17 protein-coding genes are annotated in these 23,488 nt (G+C 70.5%); 12 read left to right on the top strand and 5 right to left on the bottom strand.

Annotated elements, in window-relative coordinates:
• Positions 1–26 precede the first annotated feature (26 nt).
• The 3 genes from ACIBEI_RS40900 to ACIBEI_RS40890 all read left to right on the top strand — a co-directional run bounded on the left by ACIBEI_RS40900 (position 27) and on the right by ACIBEI_RS40890 (position 3,110).
• A complete protein-coding gene (locus ACIBEI_RS40900; protein WP_398895829.1) occupies positions 27–1,592 on the top strand; it encodes an APC family permease in 1,566 nt (521 codons plus the stop codon).
• A gap of 128 nt (positions 1,593–1,720) precedes the next feature.
• A complete protein-coding gene (locus ACIBEI_RS40895) occupies positions 1,721–2,458 on the top strand; it encodes a molybdopterin-dependent oxidoreductase (RefSeq protein WP_398895828.1) in 738 nt (245 codons plus the stop codon).
• Positions 2,445–3,110, top strand: coding sequence for a cytochrome b/b6 domain-containing protein (locus ACIBEI_RS40890; protein ID WP_398895826.1), 666 nt, complete (start codon positions 2,445–2,447; stop codon positions 3,108–3,110). Before ACIBEI_RS40895 ends, ACIBEI_RS40890 begins: the two co-directional genes overlap by 14 nt.
• Positions 3,111–3,131: 21 nt before the next feature.
• Here the strand turns inward: ACIBEI_RS40890 and ACIBEI_RS40885 are convergent, their stop codons facing one another.
• The 4 genes from ACIBEI_RS40885 to ACIBEI_RS40870 all read right to left on the bottom strand — a co-directional run bounded on the left by ACIBEI_RS40885 (position 3,132) and on the right by ACIBEI_RS40870 (position 7,013).
• Positions 3,132–4,169 (bottom strand): L-idonate 5-dehydrogenase, encoded by a 1,038-nt coding sequence (locus ACIBEI_RS40885; protein WP_398895825.1) that lies wholly within the window; start codon positions 4,167–4,169, stop codon positions 3,132–3,134.
• A gap of 71 nt (positions 4,170–4,240) precedes the next feature.
• On the bottom strand, positions 4,241–4,999 hold the full coding sequence (locus ACIBEI_RS40880) for an SDR family oxidoreductase (RefSeq protein WP_398895824.1): 759 nt from the start codon (positions 4,997–4,999) through the stop codon (positions 4,241–4,243).
• Positions 5,000–5,024: 25 nt separating this feature from the next.
• Complete coding sequence (locus tag ACIBEI_RS40875) at positions 5,025–6,422, bottom strand: gluconate:H+ symporter (RefSeq protein WP_398895823.1); 1,398 nt, start codon at positions 6,420–6,422, stop codon at positions 5,025–5,027.
• A gap of 81 nt (positions 6,423–6,503) precedes the next feature.
• Positions 6,504–7,013, bottom strand: a complete 510-nt coding sequence (locus ACIBEI_RS40870) for a gluconokinase (protein WP_398895822.1) — start codon at positions 7,011–7,013, stop codon at positions 6,504–6,506.
• Positions 7,014–7,197: 184 nt separating this feature from the next.
• Between ACIBEI_RS40870 and ACIBEI_RS40865 the strand changes: the two genes are divergently transcribed.
• Complete coding sequence (locus ACIBEI_RS40865; RefSeq protein ID WP_398895821.1) at positions 7,198–7,905, top strand: FadR/GntR family transcriptional regulator; 708 nt, start codon at positions 7,198–7,200, stop codon at positions 7,903–7,905.
• Positions 7,906–8,051: 146 nt separating this feature from the next.
• Here ACIBEI_RS40865 and ACIBEI_RS40860 read toward each other — a convergent pair whose 3' ends face one another.
• Entirely contained in the window at positions 8,052–8,474 is a 423-nt protein-coding gene (locus tag ACIBEI_RS40860) for a YchJ family protein (protein WP_398895819.1), read from the bottom strand.
• Between the two features lie 375 nt (positions 8,475–8,849).
• On the opposite strand from ACIBEI_RS40860, the gene ACIBEI_RS40855 reads away from it, so the two are divergent.
• The 8 genes from ACIBEI_RS40855 (at position 8,850) to ACIBEI_RS40820 (ending at position 23,422) form a co-directional block, all read left to right on the top strand.
• Positions 8,850–10,715, top strand: coding sequence for a phage tail sheath family protein (locus ACIBEI_RS40855; RefSeq protein ID WP_398895818.1), 1,866 nt, complete (start codon positions 8,850–8,852; stop codon positions 10,713–10,715).
• A 74-nt stretch (positions 10,716–10,789) separates the two neighbouring features.
• On the top strand, positions 10,790–11,314 hold the full coding sequence (locus ACIBEI_RS40850) for a phage tail protein (protein WP_055614510.1): 525 nt from the start codon (positions 10,790–10,792) through the stop codon (positions 11,312–11,314).
• A 66-nt stretch (positions 11,315–11,380) separates the two neighbouring features.
• Positions 11,381–12,109, top strand: coding sequence for a hypothetical protein (locus ACIBEI_RS40845; protein ID WP_398895816.1), 729 nt, complete (start codon positions 11,381–11,383; stop codon positions 12,107–12,109).
• A 19-nt stretch (positions 12,110–12,128) separates the two neighbouring features.
• Positions 12,129–12,878 (top strand): hypothetical protein, encoded by a 750-nt coding sequence (locus tag ACIBEI_RS40840; protein ID WP_398895814.1) that lies wholly within the window; start codon positions 12,129–12,131, stop codon positions 12,876–12,878.
• An 82-nt stretch (positions 12,879–12,960) separates the two neighbouring features.
• Positions 12,961–14,040, top strand: a complete 1,080-nt coding sequence (locus ACIBEI_RS40835) for a DUF4255 domain-containing protein (RefSeq protein ID WP_398895812.1) — start codon at positions 12,961–12,963, stop codon at positions 14,038–14,040.
• Between the two features lie 33 nt (positions 14,041–14,073).
• Positions 14,074–16,257 (top strand): ATP-binding protein, encoded by a 2,184-nt coding sequence (locus tag ACIBEI_RS40830; protein WP_398895861.1) that lies wholly within the window; start codon positions 14,074–14,076, stop codon positions 16,255–16,257.
• Positions 16,248–16,580, top strand: a complete 333-nt coding sequence (locus ACIBEI_RS40825) for a hypothetical protein (RefSeq protein ID WP_398895810.1) — start codon at positions 16,248–16,250, stop codon at positions 16,578–16,580. The genes ACIBEI_RS40830 and ACIBEI_RS40825 overlap by 10 nt, the downstream gene beginning before the upstream one ends.
• Positions 16,577–23,422, top strand: a complete 6,846-nt coding sequence (locus ACIBEI_RS40820) for a DUF4157 domain-containing protein (protein ID WP_398895809.1) — start codon at positions 16,577–16,579, stop codon at positions 23,420–23,422. The genes ACIBEI_RS40825 and ACIBEI_RS40820 overlap by 4 nt, the downstream gene beginning before the upstream one ends.
• Positions 23,423–23,488: the final 66 nt, after the last annotated feature.

The following is a 23,488-nucleotide window of genomic DNA, read 5'->3' as shown; positions in this document are numbered from 1 at the left end:
GGAACATCCGAAAGGACAACCCCGCCATGACGACGGGCAGTTCGCAAGCCTCAAGTGCGTCGAGCACGAGCAGACAGGCCGCCGCCGACAGCGGCATCAGCACCTTCAAGGGCCAGGACCGCGCACTGCGTTCCGACCGGCTCGGCACGGGGGGCCTGCTGCTCTCCGTCCTCGCGGCGACCGCCCCGCTCATGGTGGTCGCGGGTGTCATGCCCACCACATTCGCGGTGATGGGCATCGTCGGCCAGCCACTGCTCTTCGTCCTTCTCGGCATCGTGCTCGTCCTCTTCAGCGTCGGGTACGCCGAGATGAGCCGCCACGTCCACAACGCCGGTGCCTTCTACGCGTACATCTCCCGAGGCCTCGGCGGCACCGCCGGCTCGGGTGCCGCGGCGGTCGCGCTCGTCGCGTACAACGCGCTGCAGATCGGCATCTACGGCATCTTCGGCTTCGAGGTGTCCGGCCTCTTCGCCACCTATCTCGAGGTCGAAGTCGCCTGGTGGATACCGGCGTTGGTGGCGGCCCTCGTCGTGGGCGCGCTCGGCTGGCTGAAGATCGACGTGAACGCGCGGGTGCTCGGCGTACTGCTGGTCATCGAGGTCGCCCTTGTTGTTATTTTTGACATCGCGGCCGTCGCCGACCCCGCCAAGGAGGGTCTGTCGCTGCACGCCTTCAACCCCGACACCCTCACCGGCGCCGGGCTTGGCACCGCCCTGTGCTTCTGCATCGCCGCGTTCCTCGGCTTCGAGCAGGCCCCGGTGTACGCGGAGGAGACCAGCCGTCCGCACATCCTGGTCCCGCGCGTGATGTTCCTCGCCATCGGCTTCGTCGCCGTCTTCTTCGCGATCAGCTCCTGGGCGCTGACCGTCGCCGCTGGGCCCTCCGCGATCGTGGGCACCTCCCAGAAGCAGAGCGCCGGACTGCTGTTCTTCCTCACCGACGAACGGCTCGGCGGGACGTTCACCGATGTGCTCCATGTGCTGTTCGTGACCGGCATGTTCGCGGCGATGCTCAGCTTCCACAACGTCGTCGCGCGGTACGCCTTCGCCATGGGCCGCGAGGGCCTGCTGCCCTCCGTCTTCGGCCGGACCACGGGAGCGAGCGGCGCGCCCGGCACCGGATCGCTGCTCCAGACCGTCATCGCCGTGGTGGTCGTCGGGGCGTTCGCCGTCTCCGACGACAAGCCGACCGGCGACCCGACCGCGCCTGTGCTGCAGCTCTTCACCTGGATGGGCAACGTCGGCGCCCTCGGCGTCATCCTGCTGATGGCCGCCGCCTCGCTCTCCGTCGTCGTGTTCTTCGCCCGCCGCGGCGCCGCGGGAGCACAGGCCTGGCGCCTCGTGGCCTCCGTGATCGCCGGTGTCTCGCTGCTCGTCATCGCCGTCTACACGGTCAAGGACTTCGACGTCCTCGTGGGCGCGGGCCCCGGCTCCTCGCTGAGCTGGGTACTGCCCGGCATCATCGTGCTGGCCGCCGTGGCGGGCATCCTCCAGGGCCTGTTCCTGCGGGCCCGCAAGCCCGAGGCGCACGCCAGGATCGGGCTCGGCAACGAGGCGTTCCAGCTGGAGAAGGCGGCCGAGGCCGACGAGTGAGCGGCTGGACGGCGGTACTCGGCTCATGGGTGCCGCACTTCTGAGAAAGCCGTAAGAAGTGATTACGGAACTCTGACGGACACCCTTGGCCCCTGGCATCCGGGGGCCGGGGGTGTTCGAATCAATAGGTGAACACGGAACAACCGACCGCGTCGGATCCGGAGGGGAGCGGCACCCCTGTGGGGCGGCGGCTCATGCTCGGGATGCTCGGACTGGGCGCCTTGGGCGTGGCCGCCGCGCCCACGCTCCAGCGGGGTCTGGAGTCCTTCCTCGGCGGTGCGGCGGACAAGGACCCGACCGGACTGACCGGTCTGCTCCCCAACGGTGGCGGCTTCCGCTACTACTCGGTCGCCTCGTCCGTCCCGCACAAGAACGAGGACACCTACCGCCTCAAGATCGACGGCCTGGTCGACCACCCCGCCACGTACACGCTGGCCGATCTGCGTGCCCTGCCGCAGACCCGGATGGTCCGCGACGTCCAGTGCGTCACGGGGTGGCGAGTGCCCGACACGCCCTTCGAAGGCGTACGGCTGTCCCAGCTGCTGGACGCCGCGGGGGTGCGCTCTTCGGCCGGGGCCGTACGGTTCACATGTTTCGACGGCGCGTACTCGGAGAGCCTGACCCTGGCCCAGGCCCGCCGTGCCGACGTCCTCGTGGCTCTGCGTATGCAGGACAAGGACCTGAACCACTCCCACGGTGGTCCGGTCCGTCTCTATGTCGCTCCCATGTACTTCTACAAGTCCGCGAAGTGGCTCTCCGGGATCACCCTCACGTCGGACGTCCGGCCCGGCTACTGGGAGGACCGGGGATACGACGTGGACGCCTGGGTGGGCCGCTCGAACGGACGTGACGATGACGCGACCTGAGACCGATGCCCCGGGGGCGCCCGACCGGGCGGCGAACGCCGGGGAGCGGTTTGCCGGTTCGGTGCGGGTGCCGCGGTTCTCGCCCGCCGAGCGGTGGGTGCACCGGGTGACGGCGGTGTTGATGGGCGTGTGCGTGGGGACCGCGGCCTGTCTCTACCTGCCGCAGCTCGCCGAACTCGTCGGGCGGCGCGAGCTGGTTGTACGGGTGCACGAGTGGTCGGGGCTGTTGTTGCCGGTGCCTGTCCTGGCCGGGCTCGTATCGCGGGCCTTCCGGAAGGATCTGCGGCTGCTCAACCGGTTCGGGGCGCACGATGGCGTGTGGCTGCGGGCGGCTCTTCGGCGTGATGCCCGGCCTCAGTCGCGGCCGGCCGGGAAGTTCAACGCCGGGCAGAAGGTGTACGCGGCGTGGATCGCCGGGGCCGTTCTGGTCATGCTCGGGACCGGGTTGTTGATGTGGTTCACGCATCTCGCGCCGCTCGTGTGGCGCACGAGTGCGACGTTCGTGCATGACTGGCTCGCTCTGACCATTGGGCTTGTTCTTGCCGGGCACATTGGGATGGCCATGGCCCGTCCGGAGGCCCGGCGAGGGCTCCGGACGGGGTCGGTCAGCAAGGAGTGGGCGGAGGAGGAGCATCCGCTCTGGCGCCCGTAGGCCTCCGGCAGCCTCGCGCCCCTAACGGGGCGCCGGTGCCTCGAAGTCCAGCAGTACCTTGCAGGACTCCGCTCGGTCTGCCGCCAAAGTGAAGGCCGATTCCGCCTCGCTGAGGGGGACCACCGCGCTGACCAAGTGGTCGAAGCGGGGCTCTCGGGCCAGGAGCGTGAGGGCGTCGTCGAACTCCGTGTCGAAGCGGAAGGCGCCTCGGAGTTCGATCTCCCGGCTGACGACGAGGTTGCCCGCGAAGGGGGACTGGCCGGGAGGCAGCATGCCGAGTTGGACCACGACCCCGCCACGGCGTACGAGGCGCAGGCAGGTGTCGAGGCCCGCCGCGACGCCCGAGGCCTCGATGGCCGCGTCCACCTCGGAGGGCCAGGCAGGAGCGGACGGGTCGTCCGCGCGCAGGGCCTCGTCCGCGCCCGCCGCCACCGCGTACTCCAGGGCGCGCGGGAGCAGGTCCGTGACCGTGACCCGTGCCGCTCCCGCCGCCTTCGCCGCCGCGACGACCAGGCAGCCGATGGGGCCGGCACCGGTGACCAGTACGTGCCTGCCGGTCACGTCTCCGGCCCGTCGTACCGCGTGGAGTGCGACGGAGAGCGGTTCCGCCAACGCTGCCCGGCGCAGGGGGAGTCCGGCGGGGATCGTACGCAACTGCTCGGCGGGGACGACGACTTGGGCCGCGAAACCGCCCTGGACGTGGGGCGTGCGGGCCGCGCTGCCGAGGTAGCGGGTGTCGCGGCACACGTTCCGGCGGCCGTCGGAGCACTCGGGGCACACCCCGCAGGGCGTGGCCGGGTGCACGGCAACGGGCGTGCCGGGGGCCGGGCCTGACGTGCCGTCACCGTAGCGGAGTACCGTCCCGACCACCTCGTGGCCGAGGACCATCGGCTCGCGGAGGCGGAAGTCGCCGACGCCGCCGTGCCGCCAGTAGTGGAGATCGGAGCCGCACACCCCGCCGTACCGCACGGCGACGAGGGCCTCGCCGGGGCCGGGGGAGGGGACCGGGAGTTCGTCCACGCGCAGGTCGTCCTGGCCGTGGATCACGCAACCGAGCATCAGCACACACCCTTTCGGGGAAACTTCAGACTTTCGGAGCCCGTGTATCCGAGAGCTCACGTTCGGAGAACTCAGAGAACGCTGGTCATGCCGCCGTCGACGTACAGGATCTGTCCGCTGACGAAGTTCGCCGCCGGGGAGGCGAGGAACAGGACTCCGCCGACCAGGTCCTCCGTACGGCCCCAGCGGCCGGCCGGGGTCCGGCGGCGGACCCAGGCGCTGAACTCCGGGTCGTCGACGAGGGGTTGGGTCAGTTCGGTCTCGATGTAGCCGGGGCCCAGGCCGTTCACCTGGACGCCCTGCGGACCCCAGTCGGCGCACATGCCCTTGGTCAGCATCTTCAGCGCGCCCTTGGTGGCGGCGTACGGCGCGATACCGGGCCGTACCACCTCGCTCTGCAGGGAGCAGATGTTGACGATCTTGCCGTGTCCGCGCGCGGTCATGCCACGGGCGGCCTCGCGGCCCACGAGGAAGGCGCTGGTGAGGTTGGTGTTGAGGATGCGGTGCCAGTCGGCGTCGGCGAACTCCAGGAGCGGGGCCCGCAGTTGCATCCCGGCGTTGTTGACGAGGATGTCCAGCGGGCCCACCCGCTCCTCGACGTCCGCTATCCCGGCTGCCACCGACGGGCCGTCGGTGACGTCGAAGGCGGCCGTGTGGATCTCGCCGGGCAGTTCCGCGGCGGCCTTGGTGAGGCGGTCGGTGTCGCGGCCGTTCAGAACCACCGTGCAACCGGCCTCGGCGAGGCCCCGGGCCAGTGCGAGGCCGATGCCCCGGCTGGACCCGGTGACCAGTGCCCTGCGGCCGCTGATGTCGAAAAGAGGGTGAGTCATCGCCGTACAACTCCCGGGTTTCGCGCTAGATCACTAGGGACAGCAGGAGGACCAGGCCGCCGGCGACCACCGAGATGATGGTCTCCATGACCGACCAGGTCTTGATGGTCTGGCCGACGCTGAGGCCGAAGTACTCCTTGACCAGCCAGAACCCGGCGTCGTTCACGTGCGAGAAGAACAGTGAACCGGCGCCGATGGCCAGCACGAGCAGTGAGGCGTGCGCGGTCGACATGTCGGCCGCGAGCGGGGCCACGAGACCGGCCGCAGAGATGGTGGCGACGGTCGCGGAACCGGTCGCGAGCCGGATCGCCACCGCGATCAGCCAGGCGAGCAGCAGCGCGGGTATCGACCAGTCCTTGGATATGTCCAGGATCATCTGGCCCACGCCGGAGTCGATCAGCGTCTGCTTGAAGCCGCCGCCCGCGCCGACGATCAGCAGGATGCCCGCGATCGGGCCGAGGGACTTCTCGACGGTCGAGGAGATCCGGTCCTTGGTGAACCCGGCCGCCCGGCCGAGGGTGAAGATGGCGACGAGCACGGCCGCGAGCAGGGCGATCAGCGGCGAGCCGATCACGGCGAAGACGCGCTGCACCATGTTCTCGGGGTCGTCGATGACGATGTCCACCAGCGCCTTGGCCAGCATCAGCACGACCGGCAGCATCACGGTGGCGATGGTGACGCCGAAGCCGGGGCGCTTCTCCAGGTCCTCGGAGGCGCGCTGGGGAATCATCTTTTCCGGCGCTGGGACGTCCACCCAGCGGGCCGCGTACTTGGAGAAGACCGGGCCCGCGATGATCACGGTCGGGATGGCGACCAGGATGCCGAGGGCGAGGGTGACACCGAGGTTCGCCTTGACCGCGTCGATCGCGACCAGCGGGCCGGGGTGCGGCGGGATCAGCCCGTGCATCACGGACAGACCCGCGAGCGCCGGGATGCCGATGCGCATCAGCGAGTAGTTGCCGCGCTTGGCGACCATCAGGACGACCGGGATGAGCAGCACGATCCCGACCTCGAAGAACAGCGGCAGTCCGATCACCGAGGCGATCAGCACCATCGCCCACGGCATCGAGCGGCCGCCCGCCTTGGCGAGGATCGTGTCGACGATCTGGTCGGCGCCGCCGGAGTCCGCGAGCAGCTTGCCGAGGATCGCGCCGAGCGCGATCAGGACGCCCACACCGGCCACGGTCGAACCGAGACCGGCCGAGAAGCTGGCGATCGCCTTGTCGAGCGGTGCTCCGGCGAAGGCGCCGAGCGCCAGCGACCCGATGGTCAGGGCGAGGAAGGCGTGCAGCTTGAACTTGGTGATGAGCAGGACGATGACGGCGATGCCCGCCAGTACGGCGATGCCCAGCTGAGCGTGGCCCGCCGAGGTGATCGGCTCGACGGGGTCCGCTGCCAGCATCTCGACGCTGAGTCTGGTCACGGTGGTTTTCCTTGGGGGAGGGGAAGACTGTGGGGATTGGGAGGGGGTGGTCCGTGGGTGTTGCCCGTCCGGCCGCGGGAGTTATCCGTCGAGGCCGCTCAGCGCGGTCATTGCCCGGTCGGTGATCTCGTCGGGGCTGCCCGAGACATCCACGGCGACACCCGTCTCGTCCGCCTGGAGCGGCTGGAGGGTGGCGAACTGGGAGTCCAGGAGTGCCGTCGGCATGAAGTGGCCCTGGCGGTGCGCCATCCGGTCCTCGATGAGCTTCCGGTCGCCCGTGAGGTGGACGAAGACGACCCCGGGAGCGGCCGACCTGAGCCGGTCCCGGTAGCTGCGCTTCAGTGCGGAACTGCTGACCACCCCGCCGAGACCGGCCCGCCCGTGCGCCCAGGCGCCGATGGCGTCGAGCCAGGGCCAGCGGTCCTCGTCGGTCAGCGGTGTCCCGGCCGTCATCTTGGCGATGTTGGCCTCGGGGTGGAAGTCGTCGCCCTCGGCGTAGGGAACGCCGAGCCGCTGGGCGAGCAGGGGACCGATGGTGGTCTTGCCCGTGCCCGCCACTCCCATGACCACGACGACGTGGGGGGTGTTCATCACTGCCTCGCTGTCTTCTTCGACACTCGGATTCGGCTTCCCGGTGTCGACATCTCGATGCCGGATGTACGTCAGGTGCCGCATCCGTCACGACACTGAAACCCATAGGTCAGATGAATTCAAGAGTCTGTGACGTATAAGTCTGACTTTTTGTTCCCGTCGTCAGCCTCGTAGGCTGAACCTCATGAGCACACCGGGCCGGGGGCTGCACGGCCATGTACTGGAGAGCCTCGGTCCCGCCATCACCGCGGGTGAGTACCCGCCGGGCAGCGTGCTGCGCACCGACGAGCTGGCGCAGCGTTTCGAGGTGTCACGCTCGGTGATGCGCGAGGCGGTCCGGGTCCTGGAGTCGATGCACCTCGTCGAGTCCCGTCGCCGGGTCGGCGTCACCGTCCGTCCCGCGAACGAGTGGAATGTCTACGATCCCCAGGTCATCCGGTGGCGGCTGGCGGGCGCCGACCGGCCGCGCCAGCTGCGCTCGCTGACCGTGCTGCGGTGTGCCGTCGAGCCGGTCGCCGCGGGGCTCGCCGCCAAGCACGCCACCGCCGAGCAGTGCGCCGAGCTCACCGAGTGCGCCCTCGGCATGGTGGCCAATTCGCGCGGCCACAAGCTGGAGGGGTACCTCGTCCACGACGTGGCCTTCCACCGGATAGTGCTGAACGCGTCCGGCAACGAGATGTTCGCGCGGCTCGGTGACGTGGTTGCCGAGGTTCTCGCCGGCCGTACTCACCATCAGGTCATGTTCGAGGACCCCGACCCCGCGGCCGTCACGCTTCACGTTCAGGTCGCTGAGGCGATTCGTGGGGGTGACGCGGTCCGGGCGGAGGAGTTGACGCGGGAGATTGTCGTGGGTGCGCTTCAGGAGTTGGACGTTTTGAGTCCTGAGGCCTGAACTTCTGGGTCTTGGTGGGTAGTTGTTCGGCTGCGGGTGCGTTGGGGCTGAGCGCGCAGTTCCCCGCGCCCCTTTCGGGGCTATGGCTGGTCGCGCCCACGCGGCGGAGCCGCAAATGTGCACAGCCCCGCGCCCCTTTGGGGACGCTACTCGCTGATGTCTCCGTCCACGTACACCCATGCCCCATCGACCCGCTCGAAGCGGCTGCGCTCGTGGAGTGAGCCGCCGGTGTACGACGCCCGGAAGGTCACCGTTCCGGTGGTGTGGAAGGCCGTGCCCTCGGTGGTGGCGAGGATCTCCAGGCCGGTCCAGCGCATGCCCGGGTCGAGGTCGAGGCGGGCCGGGCGGGTGCGCGGATGCCAGGTCCGCAGCAGGTACGCCTCGTCGCGCTTCACGAATGCGCAGTAGCGCGAGCGCATCAGCGCCTCGGCGGTGGGGGCCGTGCCCTGACCCCGATGAAATCGGCCACAGCACTTTTCGTACGTCTCCGCAAGACCGCAAGGGCAGGAGGGGTTGTGTGCGGGGGCGGAACGGCGCTGGTTGCGGGATTGCGGGGTGCGTCGGGACATGCGCCCCATTCTGCTGCACCACGGCCTGTGGGGGATCCGTGAATCAGCTGCCGCGACACGAGTACATCGTGTGCGAGCTGTGCGCCGTGCTCTTCATCGAACCTCCTCCAGGCGTGGCGTGAACATGCCTTGCATACGCAACTGCCGACACAGCACGGTGGATTGAGCACTTGAGCATCAGGAGTCACAAGCGTGCTGCTTGACCCCGGACGGCCGTCCGACCGGGGCACTGACGGGGGAAAGCTGATGCGGTGCCGCGGTCCGGTGCGCACACGCGTGTCCGGAGACCTCCGCGTGCGCCGTGAAACAAGACGTCTCCCTCTGCCGCCTCTTGGTGCCTTTCACCCGGTGCCCGAGAACGGATTAGGAGGGGGAATGCCGATGAGCGCGGTGAACACTGCCAGGCCGACGTATCCCGGCGTCTACGTCGAAGAGCTTCCCAGCAGCGCCCGGACCATCTCGACCGTCACCACCTCGGTGACCGCCTTCGTGGGGCACACCCGGCGCGGCCCGCTGAACGAGCCGGTGCGCGTCACGAGCTTCACCGAGTTCGAGCGTCGCTTCGGCGGCCTGAGTTCGCAGAGCGCCGTCGGTTACGCCGTGCACCAGTTCTTCGGCAACGGCGGCACGGTCGCCGTGATCGTCCGCGTCGCCAAGGCGGGCAGCGGCAAGGCCGCCCGCGTCACCCTGGAGTCCACCGAGGGCCACAGCGAGTCCGCGGTCCTCGAAGTGCACGCCAAGGAACCCGGCGTGTGGGGCAACGGCCTGCGCGTCGCCGTCGACTACGACACGCCCTGCCCGGACGAGACGTTCAACCTGCGGGTGTACGACGCGAGGGGCCAGGCCCGCGAGAGCTTCACCGGGCTGTCCATGGACGCCTCGCACGGCCGGCACGCGCCGACCGTGATCAACGCGGGCTCGCGGCTCATCCGCGTCGAGGCCGTGGGCGAGGGCCGCCCCGACCCGTCCGGCACCGTCTCCAAGCCGTTCGGGCATGAACTCCCGGACCTGGCCGTCGACTTGACCGTGAAGATCGGCGAGGTCGAGCGCGAGTTCACGCTGTACGACCCCGACTGCGACGGCGAAGCCCCGTCCAGCGTGGCCGAGTTGGCGCTGCTGCTCGAACGCAAGCTGCGGGCGCTGCCCGACGCGCCGGGCAAGCACGCCTTCGCGGGCGCCGAGGTCACCGCGTTCGGAAAGCGCCTCCAGGTCGTCGCGGGCTCCACCGATCCCGAGGACATCGTCCGCTTCGTCGGCGAGTGCGCCAACGACCTGGGCCTTGAGGCCTCCGTGAACCCGCCCGTCTTCCCGCTGGAGGGCGGCGAGGACGGCGAGGCGCCCGGACCGCGCGACCTCATCGGCAGCGAGGCCGACAAGACCGGCATCCAGGCGCTGCGCGGCGTCGCGGACGTCAACCTGCTCGTCCTGCCCGAACTCGCGGCGTACGAGTCCACCGAGGACGCCATCACGGTCGTCTCGGCGGCCCAGCGGCTCTGCCAGGAGCGGCGGATCTTCCTCCTCGTCGACGCGCCCGGCACCTGGGTCAGCGTGGACACCGCCCGCGCCGGACTCGCGGCCTTCGACGCCGTACGCGGCAACCACGCGGGCCTCTACTTCCCGCACCTCCAGCTCACCGACCCGCTCACCGGCCGGCTGCGCTCCTTCCCGCCGTCCGGCGCCGTCGCCGGGGTCTACGCGCGCACGGACTCCGAGCGCGGGGTGTGGAAGGCGCCGGCCGGCACCGAGGCACGGCTCGCGGGCGTGCACTCCCTCACGGTCAACCTCACCGACCGCGAGACCGGCCTGCTCAACCCGCTCGGCGTCAACTGCCTGCGCACCATGCCGATGGTGGGCCCGCTCGTGTGGGGCGCGCGCACCCTTGAGGGCTCCGACGCGCTCGACAGCGAGTGGAAGTACGTACCCGTGCGGCGGCTCGCGCTGCACGTGGAGGAGAGCCTCCAACGCGGCCTGCAGTGGGTCGTGTTCGAGCCCAACGACGAGAACCTGTGGCAGCAGATCCGCCTCGGCGCCTCCTCGTACCTGCACACGCTGTTCCGTCAGGGCGCCTTCAAGGGCGGCACGCCGCGCGAGGCGTACTTCGTCAAGTGCGACCACGACACCACGACGGACGAGGACATCGCGAACGGCGTCGTGAACGTCCTGGTCGGCATCGCGCCGGTCAGGCCCGCCGAGTTCGTGATCGTCAGGATCCAGCAGACGTCCGGCCAGTTCGAACTCTGAGTCCGAACTCTGAGTCCGAACTCTGAGCCCGATGAAGGTGACGGAGAACGTGACGGAGAACGTGAAGGAAACCGATGGCTGAGTTCACTGTCAACGCCCAGCGCTTCGACCCGTACAAGAACTTCAAGTTCCTTGTGCTGTGGGACGGTCGTACGGTCGCGGGCATCAGCAAGATCAGTCCGCTGAAGCGGACCACCGAGGTCGTCAAGCACCGGCACGGCGGCGACCCCAGTTCCCCGCGCAAGTCGCCGGGGCGCTCGGAGTTCGAGGGCATCACCCTGGAGCGCGGGGTCACGCACGACCCCGAGTTCGACCGCTGGGCCAACAAGGTCTGGCAGGTCGGGGCCGGTCTCGGCTCCGAGGTGTCCCTCGCCGACTTCCGCAAGGACATCGTCATCCAGGTCCTCAACGAGGCCGGTCAGGTCGCCGTCTCGCACAAGCTCTACCGGACCTGGCCGAGCGAGTACCAGGTCCTCGGCGAACTGGACGCCAACGCCAACGCGGTGGCCATCCAGTCGCTGAAGCTCGAGTGCGAGGGCTGGGAGCGGGACTACGAGGTGCCCGAGCCGGAGGAGCCCTCTTTCCTCAACCCGGCTTGAACGGCGGCGCGTTGAACGACAGATGGGCCGCGGGGACGGCGGGGCGGGTACGGAACGGGGGCGGGCATGACGAACACTCGGGCGGCTGAACTGCTCACCACCTGGGAGACCGGGCTTGCCCAGGCCCCGTCCGGACGCGCTCTGCTGCTGCACCGTGCCGCACGCCCCGACACCGGCGGCGAGAGGCTGTCCGCGCTGCCGGTCGGCGAGCGGGAGGCGGATCTCTTCGCCCTGCGCCGGACCCTGTTCGGTGAGCGGATGCAGGTGCGCCTCGTCTGCTCGGCCTGCGGCGAGGACATGGAATTCGACCTGGACGCCGGGGAGTTGGCCCGTTCGACAGGCGCTCCCGCCGAGCCCTCGGTACAAGTCGCCGAGGACGGCTGGGAGATCGAGTTCCGGGTGCCGAGCGTCGCCGACCTGACGGCGGCCGCCCGGCACCCGGATCCCCGGCGGGCACTGCTCGCCCGTTGCGTCGTCTCGGCGGTGCGCGGCGGGGTGGACGTCCCCGCCGACGCGCTGCCCGAGACGGTGCAGCGGCGGCTCGCCGAGGCGGCCCAGGAGGCCGACCCGGGCGCCGACGTCACGCTCAACGTCAACTGCCCCGAGTGCGGAGCGGCCACCCGGGCCGAACTCGACATCGCCTCCTACCTCTGGACCGAACTGGACGCCTGGGCACGGGACGTGCTCCTCGACGTCCATCTGCTCGCCACCGCCTACGGCTGGAGTGAGCCGGAGATCCTGGCGCTCAGCCCGCTGCGGCGCCGCTACTACCTGGAGCTGTGTGCGGATGTCTGACTCCGTGGGAGGGCACCCCGTGAACGAGGGGAACGTGGGGGAGTCCCGGGCGCCCGACTTCTTCGACCGGCTGCTCGCCCGGCACACCCCGGCCGCCGCACCGCGCCCCGGCGTGGCGCGCGTACGCCCGCGGCTCGCCGGACCCTTCGAACGGGTCGAGGCGGTACGGGCCGGCGCACAGGAGCCCGAGACGGCCGAGCCGCTGTGGCCGACCTCCGCCCAATCCCCCACGTCCGACGCCGACTTGGCACGCCCGGCGGTCCGCGAGGTCCAGTTCCGCACGGAGCGCGAGCGGACCGTCGTACGGCCCGAGCGGGCGCCGTCGGACGAACCCGCACCCCGGCCCGTGGCCCAGGGCCTGCCCGAGGCGCCGCTGCTCAGACCCGCCGTGCCGGTGGCACCGGGACCGCGGCCCGTTCCCGACACCGCGCGGCGCTCCGCCGGGCGGGGCGAGCCGGAGCGGTCCTCCCCGAGCGCGGTGTCCGTGCCCCTCCCCTCGGGTGCGGCCACCGCTTCCCCTGCCGCCGTGTCCGCCGCGCTGCGACCCAGCCCGGCGGACACGGCGGCTGCCCGGGACGCCGTACGGCAGGCCGCGGGCCGACGGTCGGGCCGCGGGGGCGAGCAGGTGGTGCACGTGCAGATCGGGCGGCTCGAAGTGACGGCGGCCGGTCCTGCGGCGGCGGGTGGCGGGAGCAGGGGTGCCGCTGCCGCGGCGCGGCCGGGGGCGGCGCTGAGCCTGGCGGACTACCTGGCGAGGGGGCGCGAGTGAGGAACGTACGACGAGACGACCGCCGGAGTACCGCGGGTGGACATGGTGATGCTGAGGAACTTGGGACTGAGGAACTGACGTCATGAGCAACGCACTTGCCATCGCCCACGTCACCCAGGCCCTCGCCCTGCTGATCGAGGCCAATCTCCAGCCCGACATCGACATGGCCGTCAAGGTCGAACCGCGCAAGCCGTCGGCCGATCCGCCGGCCGACCCCACCATCACCGTGTTCCTGTACCAGGTCACGCCCAACACCTCGCAGCGGAACAACGACCTGCCGACGCGCGCGTCCGACGGCACGCTGCTCAAGCGGGCCGCCGCCGCACTGGACCTGCACTTCCTGATCAGCGCCTACGGCGAGGAGTCGGAACTGGTCGGGCAGCGGCTGATCGGGTCCGTGGTGCGCACGCTGCACGAGATACCCGTCCTGCCGAAGGACATCATCGAACTCGCCGGGGAGAAGCCCTACTTGGCGAGCAGCGACCTGGCCGAGGCGGCGCAGCGGGTGCGGTTCTCGCCGACGGTGATGGACATCGACGAGACCTCGAAGCTGTGGGGGATGCTCCACCAGACCCCGTACACGCTGTCGGTGGTGTACCAGGCGGCTCTCGTCTTCATCGAGGGGCGCGAGGTGCCCGTGCCGGCGAAGCCGGTGGAGGGGGCTGGGGTACGGGTGTTGCCGTTCGGGGCGCCGGGAGCCCCGGGAGCGCCGGGGGTGCCGGTTCCGCCGGGCGCGTCTGCGAATGGGTCCGCGTCCCGGGAAGGCGGGGCTTCCGAGGAGGCGTCCGGTGGGGCGGGGACGAAGGCTGTCGTCCAAACGCCCGCCAAGTCTGCGGCCGAGCCCGAGCCCGAGCCCGAGCCCGAGCCCGAGGCCAAGCCCGCCGCGAAGGCCGCGGCCAAGACGCCGGCGAACGCTTCCACGAAGGCACCGGTTAAGGCCGCCGCCAAGGCGCCGGCCCGCGCCCGCAAGGAGGGGCAGCCCAACAAGCAGGCGCAGCCCAACAAGGCTGCCCAGACAGGCAAGTCGGCCCAGTCCGGCAGGTCGGCGCGCGGCGCGGCCAAAAGCACGGGGGCTGGGCCCTCCACACCCTCCGCATCCTCCGCGGACGCCTCAATGGCGGACCCGACGGCCGGCGACGGCCCCGAGGGCACGGAGGACTGAGGCGGCGTGGGAACGACGGGGGCAGACGAGGGCATGGGGACGAACGGGACGGGCACACCCGGCACGGCGGGCGGCGGCACGACGCTGACCGCTGAGATCCGCCGTGTCCTGGCCCGTGTCGACGCCCACGCGGCTCATGCGGCTGGTGCAGCTCGTGCATCTCGTGCGGCCCGTGCCGCCGAGTCGGCCCCGGCGACGGGCACGGGGCCGGAGCCGGGATCAGGCTCTGGAACGGACTCGGAAGCCGGATCCGGCCTGAGTGCGGGCTCGACGCCCGAGTCCGGCACTGGCGCTGGCACTGGCGCTGGCACTGGCGCTGGCACCGGTCCCGGCGCTGGCCCCGGTCCCGGCGCCGGCCCCCGTCCCGTTGGGCCGGAGGACGCCGGTCACCCCGTGCAGCACCCGGCGGGCCCCGCCACCGCGCCCCTCGACGCCCTCGTCGCCTGCTTCGGGCTCAGCGCGTTCGAGCGGGACCTCGTACTCCTCACCGCCGCCTACGAGTTGGACGCCACGACCGCCGCCCGGTGTGCCGCGGCGAGCGGGGACCCGGAGCGCGCGTACCCCACCTTCTCGCTCGCGCTGGCCGCTCTCGCCGGACCGCACTGGAGTGCGCTGACCCCGGTCGCGCCCCTGCGCCGCTGGCGGATCGTGGAGCTGGACGACGACTCGCGGCTGACGCTGTCCCGCCTGCGGCTCGACGAGCGCATCCTGCACTTCCTGCTCGGCTCGCCCTACCTGGACGCCCGCCTGCACGGCCAGTTGCGCCGCACGCCGGTGCCGGACGAGCTGCCGCCGTCGTACGACCTGGCCGCGAGCCGGGTCGCCGCCGGCTGGACGACCGGCGCGCGGCCGGACGCGCCGCTGCTCGTCGAGGTGGTCGGCGGCGATCTGCGCAGCCGGGCCGACATCGCCGCCGCGGCAGCCGCCCGCTCCGGGCTCGGTCTGTACGCGATGAGCGCCGAGGACATCCCCACCGACCCCGCGGAACGCGACCGGCTGTCCCGGCTGTGGCAGCGCGAGGCGATCCTGCTGCCGGCCGCCCTGCTCGTGGAGGCCGGTGAACTCGACCGTGACCAGCAGGCGGCCACTGACGCGTTCCTCGCCGGAGCCGCCGTCCCCGTCGTCGTGTCCAGCGCCGACCCGCGCCGGACGGACCGGCCGCACGGCGAACGGGTGGCCGTGCCGCGCCTGGACGACGAGGAGCAACTCGTCCTGTGGACGGGCGCGTTCGAGGGCGTAGCCGAGATTCCGGAGGGCGAACTGCGGTCGCTGGTCGCGCAGTTCCAGCTTCCGCCCCATGTCGTACGTGCCGCCGCAGCCGCCGTACGCCGTGATCTGCCCGGCGAGGACGAGCTGGACGCCGGTCGACTCGCCTGGCGTGCCGGAATGAACGAGGCCCGTGTCGGCATGGACGACCAGGGCCGCCGCATCGAGCCCGAGGCGGGCTGGGACGACCTCGTGCTGCACGAGCGGCAGACGAGTGTGCTTCGCGAGATCGTCGCCCATGTGCGTCAGCGGGCAACTGTCCATCAGGAGTGGGGATTTGCCGAGACCCTGCGCCGAGGGCTGGGCGTGACGGCCCTGTTCGCGGGCGGTTCGGGAACGGGCAAGACGCTCGCCGCCGAGGTCATGGCCAAGGAACTCGGGCTCGACCTCTTCATCGTCGACCTGTCCCAGGTGGTCAGCAAGTACATCGGCGAGACCGAGAAGAACCTGCGGAAGGTGTTCGACGCCGCCGAAGCCGGTGGCGCTCTCCTCCTCTTCGACGAGGCCGACGCGCTCTTCGGCAAGCGCAGTGAGGTCAAGGACAGCCACGACCGGTACGCCAACCTCGAAGTCAGCTATCTGCTGATGCGGATGGAGGCCTACCGGGGCCTGGCGATCCTCACCACCAACATGAAGAAGGCCCTGGACACGGCGTTCATGCGGCGGATCCGATTCGTCGTCGACTTCCCGTTCCCGGCCGAGCACGAGAGGGCCGAGATCTGGCGCCGGGTCCTGCCGTCGCGGACCCCGACGAAGGGCATCGAGCCGGAACTGCTGGCCCAACTGACCGTCGCGGGCGGCTCGATCCGCAACATCGCCCTGTCCGGCGCGTTTCTCGCCGCCGAGGAGGGCGACCGGCTGCAGATGCGGCACATGCTCGCGGCGGCCCGCACCGAGTACCTCAAGCTGGAGCGCTCCCTGACGCCGGGGGAGGTCCGCGGATGGGTGTGAGCAGGGACGCGGGCAGAGGTGTAGGCGGAGACGCGGGCAGGGGCGTAGGCAGGGAGCCGGGCGCGATCCGGGTGAACGTCGGCGAGCTCGTCCTCGACGGCTTCCGCGTGGACCCCGACCGGGTGTCGGCCGCGTTCGAGCACGAACTCGCCCGGCTGGTACGCGAGCGTGGCGTACCCCTGGCGGCGGACGGTGCGGTGAGCGTGGACGCGCTGTCCGGGCTGCCTCCGCTGCCCGCCGGGCTGTCCGCGCGTCGGCTCGGCCAGGAGCTGGCGCGCGCGGTGCACGCGGGGCTCTCCGGTCGTGGGGAGGTGACGCCGTGAGCAGCAACTCCCGGACCCAGGACGGCCGTTCGGAGCAGGCCGCCGAGGAGCGCCGCCGCAAGCGCAAGGAGCGTGCGGCCAAGGCCCGTACGCCCGAGCCGAAGGACATCGTAAGCGGCGCCGGACAGCCTCTGGACGTAGGCGTACGAAGGGAGTTGGAGGAGCAGCTGGGCCACGACCTCAGCCGCGTACGGCTGCACACCGGGCGGGACGCCGGGCAGCTGACCGAGTTGCTGGGAGCCGACGCGGTCGCGGTCGGCCAGGACATCTTCTTCCGCGAGGGCGCCTACCGGCCCGGCACCGTCGACGGTCAACGCCTGCTCGCCCATGAGCTGTTGCACACCGTTCAGAACCCGGACGGTCTCGGCGCGCTGCGCGCCGGCCGCGACCCGGGCGCGGTGAGCCTGCCCCAGCAGGCCATCGAGCGTGAGGCGGAGTCGGCCGCCCAGGACCTCGTACGCCCGGCCGCCGCCCAGGAGCCAGCGCTGGAGGTGGCGGAGGGCCAGGCCACGCCCGGCTGGCTGCGGTACGCCACCGTGGACGCCGACCGGAACCGGCTGGAGCAGATCGACCCCGCCACCCTCGTCGACCGGCTGACGAACTCGGTCGTGCGCTCGCTGCGCGGCGACCCGGAGGACCGCTCCAAGCGCACGCGACGGCAACTCGCCCGGCTGCCCGAGGAGTTGCTGGACGGTGTCCTCGACCGCCTGGAGGACCGGCTGCTCGGCTCGGAGCACGACAGGGTGCTCGACCTGGTCGAGGAGATCGAGGCCGACGGGGATCTTCCGGAGGAGACGGACTCGTACGACGCCCCGGCCGTCGAGCCGGACGCGGTCGAGGAGTTGCGGGTCGAGCGGGAGAGCGAGCGGCGTTCGGTCGAGGAGGACCGGGAAGAGGAGCGGAAGCCCGGGGCGGCTCCGGGGCCGGAGAAGGAACCGGCCGGTGAGGAACGGGCCGCCGGTTCGACGCCGGAGAACTCGGCGCCGGGGAACGGGAGTTCCGCGCCGGGTGGTGATCGGGAGCCGAGCCCGGGTGTCGGCACCGGCGCCGGTAGCGGGGCTGAGGCAGGCAAGGGGAGCGAGGGCGCTGGGCAGCCTTCGGGCGGCGGTACGGCCGAGAGCGCGCAGCAGTCCGAGACCGGCGGGAAGGCGACCGCGGGCTCCGCTCAGGGCGAGGTGGCGAAGTCCGAGCAGGGCAAGGGCGAGAAGAAGGAAGCCGGAGAGGGCAAGGCCGGCAAGGAGGACAAGGGAGCCGAGGGGGAGAAGAAGGGGGAGAAGAAGGAAGAGCAAGAGGCCTCGGACCGGCAGGAGGCTCCCGCGGTCGGCAAGGAGGAGTCCGCGGCCAAGAACCGGCCGGGCGCGGTCGACGCGCTCGTGGCGAGCCAGAAGGTGAAGCCGCAGGACAAGGCCGGGCAGCCGAAGCCGGCGGGTTCTCCCACGGCGGCGGGCAAGGGCAGTGGGCAGTCCGGCCCGCTCAGCAGGCTCGACGGTGTGCGCAACCAGGATCTCGAAGGCCCGGAGGAGACGGCCGACGAGAACCCGTTCGGCTCCGGCAGCGAGTCCGAGGTCGAGGTCGGCGGCGGGGAGAAGAGCGCCTGGGACATCAAGCTCCAGCCCGAGGACTTCATCCCGGAGCAGGATCCCGACGTGTCCGGCGTACCGACCGCGGACGAGGCGGATCCGGCCTCCGCCGCCGGGGCGGCCGTGCCGTCGTCCGCCGCGCCTCCGGTCACGAAGGCCGACAAGGTGCAGGCGGAGCGGGACGCCGAGGACGCCGAGGACGCGGAGGAGGCGGAGTCCGAGGAGGAGGGCGCCGCAGACGGGTCCGCCGACACGGAGGCCGCGCCCGAAGGCGAGGATGCCACCGTCGGAGACGGGCAGCTCGGCGGTCTCGCGCTGGAGCAGGCCGCCGCCCCGCCTCCCGTACCGGGTTCGGTGTCGAAGGACCCGAAGAGCGGCGCCGACCCCAAGGCCGGGCCCGTGTCCGCGCAGACGGCTGTGCAGGAGGCGCCGGGCAGGTCCGAGGACGGGGGCGAGGCGCAGGAGACGGCCGCCAAGGAGGAGAAGGGCACTCCGGCCGCGGGCGACAAGTCGGCCGGCGCGCAGGAGAAGGCATCTCCGCAGGCGGGCGGCGCCCAGTCGGGCGGGTCCGAGGCCTCGGGCCGACAGGAGCAGAGGAAGTCGGAGTCCGGTCAGGCGGCTGCGGCTGCGGCTGGGTCGGCGGGCGGGCAGGCTCAGGGGGCCTCGTCCGCTTCGTCCTCGGCTTCGTCGACCTCGTCGGCTTCCGGGGGTACGGCGGGCAGGAATGAGCCGGCATCGGACGCTTCGAGTGCTTCGTCCGCGCGGGACAGCCATGTCTCCGGCGGCTCGTCCGGAGGCGGCACCCAGAGCCAGTCGTCGGGCGGGGGGAGCGCGAGTGGCACGGGGAGTACGGCGACTTCGCAGGCCCCGGCGGTGCAGGAGCCCGCGCCCGCCGCTCCGGAACCGGTCCAGGCGCGCGAGCCGTCGGCGCAGGAGGAGGCCGCCCCGGCCGCCGCACCCGCTCCCAAGGCTGCATCGGCACCGAAGTCCGGGACCAAGTCGGCGCCCGCCAAGGGTTCGCGCGGCGGAGGTTCCGGTGGAGGCGGCGGTCGTGGTGGCGGCAGCGCGGCCGTGCCCGCCGCCAAGGGGAAGGGCAAGAAGGACTCGGGCCCGGCCCCGAACCTCTCCCAGGTGTCCCCTGAGGCAGGCCTGTCCACCGCCTCGAATCTCAAGCCCCACAAGGCACTTGAGGCCATGGGCGGCGTGGGCGGGTCGGTGGACCGTACCGTCGGCGACGAGCACAAGGCGCTGGCCGCCGCGCCGCCCTCGACGCAGCGCCCCGCCGGCGCGCCCCAGACGCTCCAGGGCAGGCCGAAGGCCGACGCGCCCGCCCAGTACTCCCAGGACGCGGCGCAGAAGTCCGAGGCACCGGCGGAGGAGAAGGCCGAGGTCACGGGGGCCAAGGAGCCCGAGGGCCAGATCGAGGCCGAGAAGGCGGAGGAGCCGGGCGGCTGGGACACCTTCAAGATGGCCCTGGGCTTCGGCATCGGCTGGCTCGCGGACAAGCTCGGCTTCGAGGTGGACGCGCAGGAGCTGGCGGCCAAGTTCGCCGGGCTGCCGACGAAGGACGAGGCGCTCAAGCAGGCCCAGGCGGGCAACGCGCCGGGCGTGGAGTTGCAGGGCGAGGCTGACCAGACGGCGGGCGAACAGGGTGCCGCGGTCGACACCAAGGGCCAGGAGACCGTCACGACGGGCCGTGACGACGCGGCCCGCCCGATGGGGGAGAACCAGGTCTACCCCGATGTCCCCAAGGAGCAGCTGAAGGCGAAGGTGCCCGGCCCCGAGGGCGGCAAGGGGGGTGTGCCGGAGGGCGGCGCGTCCACGGGAGCCGTACCCGCGGAGGCTGCCTCGGAGGTCGCGGAACACGACCGGGGACCGCAGTTCAAGGCCGCGTTCAGCGACGGCCAGAAGGGCATGTCGGAGGGGCGGCAGACCAAGGACCGGGACTTCCGCGACTCGCAGGCGAAGCACAAGCAGAAGGTCGACGCCGAGGTCGCGGCGAACACCGAGAGCCAGGCGGGCGAGCGCGAGAAGGCCCTGAGCGATGTCACCGCGCAGCGTGCCGACTGGCGCAAGGAGCAGGACGAGGAGCTCAAGAACCTCGGTACGAAGAAGAGCGAACGGCACGACAAGGTCCGTAAGGACGTCCAGGACAAGGAGAAGAAGACCGACGACGACGTCGACAAGGAGAAGAAGGACGGCGACAAGAAGATCCAGGACGAGAACACCAAGGCTGAACAGGACGCCGAGAAGAAGCGCGACGACAGCGTCAACGATTCGGGCAACTGGATCAGCAAGGCCTTCGACTGGATCAAAGAGAAGGTCATCGAGATCAAGAACGCGATCGTCCGCGTCATCAAAGCGGCGCGTGACGCGGTCGTCGGTTTCATCAAGAACTTCAGGGAAACGGTCGAGCGCTGGATCAACGAGGCGCGCAAGTTCATCGTCGACGCGATCAAGAACCTCATCAACGACCTGATCGAGTTCGCGAAGGCGCTGGTCCGGGGAATCATCGAACTGGCCAACCGCATCCGGAAGTTCATCAGTGGGCTGATCTCGGCAGCGATCGCCATGGTGAACCGGCTGGCCAAAATGCTGAAGCAGATCATCACGGATCTGCTGCACGCCATCGGAAAGCTCCTGGGCAGCATCCTCAGCATCCTGAAGAAGATGCTGCTGGACGTCATCAAGGCCGTGATAGCCGCGGTCAAGACGGTCCTTGAATACGCCTCCAAAATCCTGGGCGCGCTCGGCGAGTTCATGATGATCGCGGTCGATTTCCTCTCCGACCCGGGCGGCTGGCTCAGTGGCGCCAAGAACTCCGCTGTGGACGGGGCGAAGAACCACCTCTTCCGCGAGGTCCAGGCGGCCGTCAAGCAGTGGTTCCAGTCGAAGATCGAGGAGATCCTCGGCATTCCCAAGGCGATGATCGACAAGCTCATCAAGGGGGGCTTCACCCTGGAGCGGATCGTCAAGGAGACGTGGGACGCGATCGTCCCCCAACTCCCCTTCATCATCGGCGAGATCGTCATCACGAAGGTCATCGCGAAGCTCATCCCCGGCGCGGGGTGGGTGATGGCGGTCATCGACGCGATCCGCACGGCGATCGGTGCCCTCAGCGAGATCCTGCGCGCGATCGGCGCGGTCATCACCTGGCTGAAGGCGGTCCGCCAGGGCGGCGCGGGCATCCTCTTCGCCAAGGCGGTCGCGGCCGGCATCGTCGCCCTCCTCGAACTCGCCTACGAGTTCCTGCTGAACGGCATCGGCAAGTACGTCGCGAAGGTGGGCCGCCGCCTCAAGAGCGTTGCCCTGAACCTGGGCAAGGAGAAGCGGGGCGGGGGCAGGGGACCGGCGGGCCAGGGCTCGGACGACAGGGGCGATGAGAGGAGGACCGGGCCGCGGCCCGATACCTCGACCAGGCCCAAGTCCGGTTCCGGCTCGGCGGCCACTCGCCCGACGACCGGCCGCCCGCCGACGAGCCGTCCCACGACCGCCGGGCAGCGCCCGGGCGGGACGCCCGACCCGAGGAAGCCCACGGTCGCCGCTCCGGCGAAGCCCACGTCACCCGGCGGCCCCGCCAAGGACGGCACCACGCCCGGCCCCGGGACGCCCAAGTCCCCGGCCGCCACCAAGAGCCCCACGTCCAAGGACAAGAACGGCCGCCCGAAGGACAAGGAAGACGACAGGCCGGACACCCGCCCGACCCCGTCCCCGAAGCCCAAGCCCCAACCGGCCCCCCGGCCGAAGCCGAAGCCCGATCCGGACACGAGCCCCCGCCGGAAGGACGACGCTCCGGGCAAGCCCAAGGAGGACCAGGGCCCTACGCCGCCCAAGCCGGACGGCAAGACCCCGGACAGGCCCAAGGACCAGGACCCGAACGGGCCCGCGGGCAAGGACGGCGCCGGCGACAAGGACGGCTCCGGGAAGCCCAGGGCGGACAAGGACGCACCGGGCAAGGCCAAGACGTCCAAGGACGGCACCAAGCCGAAATCCGACAAGGACGGCACCGGCAGGCCCAAGTCCGACAAGGACGGCAACAAGCCAGGCAAATCCAAGGACGGCGACGGCAAGAAGCCGAAGCACGACAAGGAGAACGACGGGAAGTCGATGTCCAGGGACCCGGAAAAGGTCCGGCAGGACAAGAGGGGCAAGCAGGACAAGCAGGAGAAGAAGGAAGAGCGGAAACAGGAGGAGGACTCGAAGGAGTCCAAGGACGACCGGCTGCGCAAGATCGTCGCACGCATTCGCCCTCGCATCGAGGCGAAACTGAGAGAGGGAATCGCGACACGGGATCATGCCGCTCTTCTCGAGCAGTTCCGCACTTGGTACCGATTGACTCGGCTTTACAAGCAGGGTGGGGCGAACTTCGACGTCCAGGCTGTTCTCAACCCGGAGATGGAAGCGGCCGACGGGGTGACGGAAGACGGTATCGACAGGGACAAGCCTCTGGAGTTCCCGGAGCCCGACAGCCGTGGGAACTTCGTCGATGGCGCGCTGCCGAAGAGCTTCAAGCACGACTTCATCAACAAGAAGTGGTCGCGTGGCGGGCAGTACCCACCCGGAAAGGACGCACGTCTCGGCATCCTCGGATTCAGGCATCTGCTCGCCAAGGACGAGAACGACGAGGACCTCCGGGAGCCGCGGGGCTTCTTCCAGTGGGATGCGATGCACCTGCTCCCGAGGGAACTCGGCGGACCGGCGGGCGGCTCCAACTTCGTGCCGGCCTACAACCACATCAACAGGAACTTCTATTCGGCCTTCGAGGAAGGCGCGGCCAAGGCGTTCGGGCAGACCTCCAAGGGCGACAAGCCGGGCTACTACCAGATTGATCTGTCCCGATTCGAGGGGCCGTCCGATCAGTACGAGGACGGCGTCTACCCGGCCGGTTTCCCGAAAACTCTGCAGGCGAGGTGGGCCACGTACGAACACACGGGCGAGGGGACGGGAAAGAACCCCTCCGAGTGGAAGCCGGAGACCGAAGTGGTGTCCGCCGTGCTCGACCAGTTCCCGGAGCCTCCCACGACGAAGCGTCCCCTCGTCGATGTGAACACCGACAGGAACCGCACCAATCTGAAGGCGGCCTTCGCCGGCACCAATGACGATCTCGTCCTCGCGGTGTTCAAACTGCGACCGTTCTCCGACGTGGCGGACATGCAGAAGAGGATCGGGGAGTACATCGCCAAGCAGACCGGGAAGCCGCTGGATCCCAAGTATGTGAAGCGGATGAAGAACAACTTCAATCGAATATTCACTCTCAGTTAGTGCCAGTCCCACCCCAGCCCCCCCAAGCCCCCTCAGCTCCCCCAGTTCCCCCAGTTCCGGAAAGGC

This window comes from Streptomyces sp. NPDC050988, assembly GCF_044456225.1.
Lineage (GTDB): Bacteria > Actinomycetota > Actinomycetes > Streptomycetales > Streptomycetaceae > Streptomyces.
The sequence above is the reverse complement of the archived record's forward strand: the minus strand, read 5'-3'. Positions and strand labels throughout refer to the sequence as shown.